Annotated in this window: 1 pseudogene; it reads right to left on the bottom strand. The window is 78.1% G+C overall.

Features of this window, described 5'->3' with window-relative positions:
* A pseudogene (locus G3I40_RS10955) lies at nucleotides 1–255 on the bottom strand (acyl-CoA dehydrogenase); the annotation flags it as partial.
* Nucleotides 256–274: the final 19 nt, after the last annotated feature.

Here is a 274-nt window from a genome sequence, read left to right as displayed (position 1 = left end):
GGGGCCTTCGCCCGGGGCCTCCACCACCAGCAGCGCGTCGGCCGCGTCCGCGTCCACGACGTACGGCCCCTCGTCCGGCGCCCCCAGGGTGGCCAGGGCGTCCCCGGCGAGCAGCCGCTCCAGCAGGTCCTTGCCGGTGCCCGCGAGCCCCGCGCAGAGCGACGCCGCCGCCACGGTCTCGGCGTACGGTCCGGGCACGGCGTGGCGCCCCAACTGTTCGAAGGCGACGACGAGTTCGACGGGCAGCTCGCCCACGCCCCCGCTGTCCTCGGGG

The organism is Streptomyces sp. SID14478 (genome assembly GCF_010548525.1).
Lineage (GTDB): Bacteria > Actinomycetota > Actinomycetes > Streptomycetales > Streptomycetaceae > Streptomyces.
The sequence above is the reverse complement of the archived record's forward strand: the minus strand, read 5'-3'. Positions and strand labels throughout refer to the sequence as shown.